At 41.9% G+C, this 5804-nt stretch carries 6 protein-coding genes; 3 read left to right on the top strand and 3 right to left on the bottom strand.

Annotation, left to right across the window (positions count from 1 at the left end; all coding sequences use genetic code 11):
* Positions 1–325: 325 nt before the first annotated feature.
* Positions 326–1213 (bottom strand): LysR family transcriptional regulator, encoded by an 888-nt coding sequence (locus MHN32_RS23225; protein ID WP_239422941.1) that lies wholly within the window; start codon positions 1211–1213, stop codon positions 326–328.
* 105 nt (positions 1214–1318) lie between these two features.
* Here MHN32_RS23225 and MHN32_RS23220 point away from each other — a divergent pair, with 105 nt between their 5' ends.
* Together MHN32_RS23220 and MHN32_RS23215 are read left to right on the top strand one after the other, a co-directional pair.
* Positions 1319–2185, top strand: a complete 867-nt coding sequence (locus MHN32_RS23220) for an MBL fold metallo-hydrolase (RefSeq protein ID WP_239422940.1) — start codon at positions 1319–1321, stop codon at positions 2183–2185.
* Entirely contained in the window at positions 2179–2802 is a 624-nt protein-coding gene (locus MHN32_RS23215) for a DsbA family protein (protein WP_239422939.1), read from the top strand. Before MHN32_RS23220 ends, MHN32_RS23215 begins: the two co-directional genes overlap by 7 nt.
* A 148-nt stretch (positions 2803–2950) precedes the next feature.
* Here MHN32_RS23215 and MHN32_RS23210 read toward each other — a convergent pair whose 3' ends face one another.
* Positions 2951–4426, bottom strand: coding sequence for a serine hydrolase domain-containing protein (locus MHN32_RS23210; RefSeq protein WP_174170052.1), 1476 nt, complete (start codon positions 4424–4426; stop codon positions 2951–2953).
* An 82-nt stretch (positions 4427–4508) separates the two neighbouring features.
* On the opposite strand from MHN32_RS23210, the gene MHN32_RS23205 reads away from it, so the two are divergent.
* Positions 4509–5042, top strand: coding sequence for an XRE family transcriptional regulator (locus MHN32_RS23205; RefSeq protein ID WP_017216057.1), 534 nt, complete (start codon positions 4509–4511; stop codon positions 5040–5042).
* A gap of 153 nt (positions 5043–5195) precedes the next feature.
* On the opposite strand, the gene MHN32_RS23200 is transcribed toward MHN32_RS23205, so the two are convergent.
* The gene (locus tag MHN32_RS23200) at positions 5196–5714 is read right to left on the bottom strand and encodes a hypothetical protein (RefSeq protein WP_239422938.1); all 519 of its coding nucleotides are present in this window, start codon (positions 5712–5714) and stop codon (positions 5196–5198) included.
* Positions 5715–5804: the final 90 nt, after the last annotated feature.

Raw genomic sequence — 5804 nt, 5'->3', positions numbered from 1 at the left:
CAGCTATTGGTGCGTAAATTCGCCTTGCCTACAGGATGTAGGTACCTTAGCGAGAGCAGGACGCGGAAGCGGTGTTTTCCCTAAAACTCTCTGGCTAGAAAAGGAAAAAACTAAGCTGTTCTTTAGAAACAATGAGTTGGAACATTCCTTATCCAAACCTCAGGTTAAGTATGTCAAGCCCAGCAACTAGCTGGGCTTAGTTTTAAGTAAAAAGTAATTGAGAAATATAGCGATAATAAAACACTCGTCGTGTTAGCCACTCATCTGAGCAAACGAGCTAGTAACGTAACAACATTAAGATGTAACTCTTAAGATACTTGCAGTTTCACCATGGCGTGTTGGCAAAATAGTGCGACAAATAATCTATCAATGCCCTCACGGTTGGAGACATATACTTTCTCGAAGAATAGAGCACGTATATATTCATATCGCTTGGCTTCCAATCAGGTAGTACCGGCTTAAGCTCGCCAGATTTGATGTAGCGGTTAACCAAATAAGTGGGTTGAATTGCCAAACCAGCGCCATTTAACGCTGCGTGCATTAAGGCCGTCGCTTCGTTCGCAGTTAAACGACAATTTACGGCTACCGACTGTTGTGAGTTACCTTTGCGCAAATGCCAGATATGCTGCTGAAAATTCTTATACCCAAGGCATAAGTGCTCAGCTAGGTCATCAGGTTTTGTGATTTCACTTGCACTCGTAAGGTACTGCGGCGACGCCACAATAACAGAGTCACATACTGCAATTGATTTACCAATCAAAGAAGGGTCCGGTGCAGAGGCAATACGAATAGCAAGATCTATCTGACTCTCAGTGAGATCGGCCACAGAATCTTGCAAATCAATATCAATATTCACATCAGGATGTGCTGACATAAACTGTTGAATAGCGGGCACAAGTTGAGAAAAGCCAAAAGACATACTGGTTGCTAGTCGAACCGTACCAGACAGTTTTCCGCTAGTATTCGCCAAGCCGGTTATGGTGTCAGCTTGCCTCAGCCACTGTCTTACTTCTTCCAAGCAGGACTCCCCTGCTGTCGTTAAAGACACTCTTCTCGTGGTGCGATGTAATAAACGAATGTTTAGCCAGCTTTCCATTGCTTCAATGTACCGAGTTACCATAGGGCGAGACATATCTAGCCTGTCAGCCGTCGCGGTAAAGCTACCTGTGATTGCAACGTCGGCAAAGACCTTAGCAGCGGTGAGTCTATCCATTTATTTGCTCGATTTATGAAACAATGATGTTTAGTTTGGCATGTTTTTCTGAGCCTATCAATTTCATATCATCTGCGCCGTACTAAACCTATTGAGGCAAAAGATATGAAACACCTAACATTGATAGCAGCATCGATTTTATTAGCAAGCAATGCGATGGCAGCAAACACCGCCCCACTTACACTGGATATTTATAACGCTGACAAAAACAGCTTCCACGTTAACTCAACACTGGTGATTGGCGAGAGTGAAGTGATGGTCGTAGATACAGGTTTTACCAAAGCGGATGCTCTACGCATAGCAGCCAAAGTACTCGACAGCGGCAAAACCTTAAAGACGATTTTTATCAGCCAAGCCGATCCGGATTATTACTTTGGCGCGGAAGTGCTACACACTTTATTCCCAGAAGCTAAGATCCTAACCACAGCTGCCGTAAAAGCAGTGATTGAAGAAAAGCTCGCGGGTAAATTAGCATTTTGGACACCAAAAATGGGGGAAAATGCACCTGTTAAGCCATACATTCCAATGGTTGTAGAGGGAAATACACTCTTTGTAGATGGGCACAAAATAGAGATCCACGGCACGCAATCTGAGCTGGCACACCGCCCCTACTTATGGATCCCGTCAAGTAAAGCGGTTCTGGGCAATGTTGCAGTCTACGGTAATGTGCACTTATGGATGGCCGATGCACAATCCCAACGCAGTCAACAAGCGTGGAGTCGCCAATTAAAAGAGTTAAAAGCACTGAAGCCAGAGGTTGTAATACCTGGTCACATGAAAGCAGGCACCAAACTTGATTCAAGTACCATAAGCTACTCGCAGCAGTATTTAAGCGACTTTAGTCAGGCAAAAAGCAGCAGCAAAAATAGCGCTGAACTGATTGATAGTATGTCTGTACGCTACCCTGATGCAGGATTACCGATGGCGTTGGGTATTGGTGCTAAGGTACATATGGGAGAGATGAAATGGTAAAAGTGCACTACTTCTTCGACCCCATGTGTGGCTGGTGTTACGGTGCGACTTCACTGTTGGATGCGATTGCGGCCAACAGTGACCTCAAGCTTGAACTGCATCCTGGAGGTATGATTGCCAACCAATCTATAGAGAAAGCGTTCCGCAATCACATTCTCACAAGTGATGCGCGTATAGCCAGCATAACAGGCGCGCAGTTTGGCAAAGGTTACATCCAAAGGGTGAATAGTAACGAGTCGATGATCCTTGACTCATACATCACCGCTCGTGCCATCATAACCGCTGAGCAATTGGGCATAGCGCCACTTAACATGCTTAAAACTATTCAGCATGCCCACTATGTAGTCGGCAAACAGGTTAACCGAACTGAGGTCATAGAAGGACTCGCAGTAGAGCTTGGGCTAGATAAAAACCACTGGCAACGAGCTATGCTGGCAAATCAAGGTGCTGAGCAAACAAAAATCGCGCAAAGCCGTCTATTAATGCAAAAGCTTCAAGTTACTGGCTACCCAACCCTTATCCTTGAAAAGCATGAGACGTTCGTAAAGCTTCCGCATACTGCCTATTACGGTAAGCCCGATGCTTGGCGCAAGCTAATTGATGACTATATACACTAGTTCTATACAAGCTTTGGGGTTGGAATTGGAATTGGAGCTGCTGTTACGCTAATGTGAGCTCCAAAAGGGGCTGTCGGCATATCCGCTACACAACTTTGGCGTTGTCACACTAATTTGCATCTAGATTGCAACTAACCTTACCTCTGAATTACCTAACTTTTTGGAATTGCCAATCCTTTAATTCGATAACGGACATGCTTTTATCAGCGGTTAGTTCGTAGAACTTACCCGGTCTAAGTTCTACTATAAATTCATTATCTGCTTGTCCACTGTAAACCTTGCTCTGTAAATCCCCCCAAGCAAGATGTAAATCGCTGTCTCTCTGTTTAATAGTCAACTGTCCAACATCCGTGTTTTCGTATACACCTTCAAGTGATAATTTAAGCGAAGGTGATATGCTCCGGCGTTTTGACAAGTCTTCTCTTTTAGCGGCAATTGCTGCCTTTGCTTTTTCAACATAAACAGCAAGATCAGTCATCTCCTCTTGGTGGAATTCAATAAGCTTACTCACATCTTGATTAGTTAACATTTTATAAGCGATTTCAGTTATTCTGCCATTTAACTCATTTGCAATGAGCCCACTTTCGTTATGAACAACAACGACACCAAGGTTTTTTTCGGGAGCGTAAGATACTTGAACAGAAGCGCCATCAAACCCTCCAGTGTGCATTAACACACTTTCACCAGCCACTTTTGAGTGCATCCATCCCCATCCATAGCCGGAAAAATAGCTATCAATATCACTAATCAGTAGTTGTTGAGACGCTCTTACAACCGACTTGGGAAACGCTGAGCGCTCTGCATTTATTGGTAACAAGTGGGTTATCAACTTACCCCAATCATTTGGTCTGGCAAAAATACCCACTGAATACAAAGTCGCATTGTTTTTATTCATATAAATCTCAGATTGACCACTTCGGAATTTATATGAATATGGGCTTGGAATAGGCCAATTTTGCAATCTTGCTTGATCAACATCTGCTGTTGAATTTTTCATTCCTGCAGGTGAAAGCACTAGATCTTTAATCGCATTTGTCCATCCCCCTTCATAGTTCTCATCAAACCATATTGCTAAAAGATTGTACCCAAGGTTTGTGTAACCAAACTCATCTTTTTTAATTTTCGGGTGCTGTTTTAGCGAGGAAACAAAATGAATTCGTTGCTTTTTATCATGGTTTCCAGTGTAAGAAAAAGTCCATGTCATCGCGTCATTGGTTAATCCAGAGCGATGAGACAATAAGTCTCTGACTGAGTAGTTGTCAGGATTGATATAAGAAAACTTAACGTTTGGAAATAGCTGCCTCAAGGTAGAGTCCTTAGAAAGCAAACCTTCTTTTTCAGCCTGTAATGTCGCCAGCCCCATTATCGCTTTAGTTGTCGAAGCGAAGTAGTAAACCGAATTTGTATCGACAGGGATCTGCTTTTCAACATTCGTCATACCAACGTGAACTTCGTGAGTAATTTTACCATCCTTAATCAATACAACGGATGTGCCTGAAGCCGACTTGGTCACGGATTTGGCTTTAACGATAAAGTTGTCTAAAGGCGTATATTCTGACGCTACACTGACAGAGCTGATGACACAAAGTAAATAAACGAAGCAAACAAAAGTTTTACTAGGCATGTAATTCCCTTCTGAATAGATAAGTGCTGCATTGTGCGTTATAGTGCACACAATATCACTGTACGCAATAACGCACAATATAATGAAAGTTAAATCGGAAATTTCCAAAAACCTAGGTGTTAGATTAAAAGACATCAGAAAAGAGAGAGGCCTAAGCCTAGATAAATTGGCCAACATGACCGGCATCTCCAAGGCGATGTTAGGACAAATTGAAAGGTTTGAGTCTAGTCCAACAGTTGAATTATTGTGGAAGTTGGCGCAGGGTATTGGCATAGAGTACACAATGTTACTTGATCCGAGCGACCCGCAGAATTCGAATAACTCTATCAACCAAGAAGGCTCTATATTTGCTCCTGTTTATTCATCTAACGGGAGCAAAAATACCGAGGTGTTTGTCATTTCTCTCATTCCAAATGATGAACACTTAAGAGAGCCGCATGATAATGTTGCAGAAGAGCTTGTTCATGTTCTAGAAGGTCAACTTGAAGTTTTTTATGACGGTGTTTGGCATCTCCTTAAAACTGATCAGAAAACCAAGTTTAGTGCTGCGCAAAAGCATGGTTATAGAGCTTTAGATTCTGCTACAAAGTTTATTAACGTCATAGTTTATAAGTGAATTTAATTTTAACGAATTTTTGCCGATTGGCTTTACACAAGCAGTCTCTAATATTTTAGACTCTGGAGTATTGTAGTTGCGCCCGTTCATCACTATCTTCAACTTTTGAGCGTCATACAAAATGTGAGACTTGCCCTAGCTATCGATACTCAATTACACATTTATGTTAATTCTAGGATATATTGCCTCGTTCATTTTCATTGCAAACAGCATTGGGTGGCTATTCACTTTGTCCTCAAGTGTATGATAATCCTGACCAAAGCCCGTATCATGGAATTGGTTTTCGAAGCTTTTACTTAACTCATTCAACCTAATATTGCCATAAAGGTCCTTTGCTTCGATGCCTTGCCGATCTGCACCAGAGAATCGAACAATTTGTGCAAGTCCTTCATGTACCTGTTCATAGGCATTTTTTAGCTTATTGTTTTCGTTAATTATAGACTCAAGATCCTCACGCAATTTACCGTCTACACTTCCACCAACGAGCTTTAGTGTGCCATCTTCCTCTTGCGATAAATCTAAAGAACTCAAATCAATTTCTGGATTTAAGCTACTTTGTTCTTTTTTAAATTTTTCAAACTCGCTTAAGGTGGTTGCAAACGCCTCTTGCGTCTCTCCCATCACTTTATAATTTTGTTTGCTAATCTCAAAAGTTTCTTGTTTTAGTGTCACCTTCCCATAAAATGAGACATGCATAATTGGAGTTTTCTGCAATCATTAAAGCAGGAGACTAACTATGAAAAAATCACGTTTTACCGAATC

This window comes from Pseudoalteromonas sp. Of11M-6 (genome assembly GCF_022347905.1).
Lineage (GTDB): Bacteria > Pseudomonadota > Gammaproteobacteria > Enterobacterales > Alteromonadaceae > Pseudoalteromonas.
The sequence above is the reverse complement of the archived record's forward strand: the minus strand, read 5'-3'. Positions and strand labels throughout refer to the sequence as shown.

Excerpts from the sequence above, each read along its gene's own strand:
- MHN32_RS23225 (WP_239422941.1), bottom strand. The coding sequence starts at position 1,213 with ATGGATAGACTCACCGCTGCTAAGGTCTTTGCCGACGTTGCAATCACA.
- MHN32_RS23220 (WP_239422940.1), top strand. The coding sequence starts at position 1,319 with ATGAAACACCTAACATTGATAGCAGCATCGATTTTATTAGCAAGCAAT.
- MHN32_RS23215 (WP_239422939.1), top strand. The coding sequence starts at position 2,179 with ATGGTAAAAGTGCACTACTTCTTCGACCCCATGTGTGGCTGGTGTTAC.
- MHN32_RS23210 (WP_174170052.1), bottom strand. The coding sequence starts at position 4,426 with ATGCCTAGTAAAACTTTTGTTTGCTTCGTTTATTTACTTTGTGTCATC.
- MHN32_RS23205 (WP_017216057.1), top strand. The coding sequence starts at position 4,509 with ATGAAAGTTAAATCGGAAATTTCCAAAAACCTAGGTGTTAGATTAAAA.